The sequence below is a fragment of the Gilliamella sp. M0364 genome, from assembly GCF_016100565.1.
GTDB classification, from domain to species: domain Bacteria; phylum Pseudomonadota; class Gammaproteobacteria; order Enterobacterales; family Orbaceae; genus Gilliamella; species Gilliamella apis.
Genome location: NZ_JACFSF010000039.1, coordinates 1 through 273, shown reverse-complemented (window position 1 = coordinate 273; position 273 = coordinate 1). Strand labels below are relative to the sequence as shown.

At 37.0% G+C, this 273-nt stretch carries 1 protein-coding gene; it reads right to left on the bottom strand.

Annotated elements, in window-relative coordinates; all coding sequences use genetic code 11:
* Positions 1-273, bottom strand: a 273-nt coding sequence (locus tag H3U96_RS11140) for a hypothetical protein (protein WP_198196721.1), incomplete at both ends; no start/stop codon positions are given.

Genomic DNA, 273 nt, shown 5'->3' with positions numbered 1-273 from the left:
CCTTTATATTCTTCTAGTGTATATAGCAATCCCCTACGAAAATTGTCATCTAAAGCTTCATCTCTTGTTGTTTTATATCTTATGATCGAGCCCGAGGAGAGATCATTACGACAATAATCTAATGTTTTATAAGTTGTTTTGGGAATATGCTCCCAATGTCCATGTTCTGCGCCTCCTTTCCAAACATTTCGATCTCCGGGATCGCTAATATCGTCTGATAACTGGTTAGTAAATTCAAGAAGGTTTTGATTTATTTTCGCTGGCCATTTACTC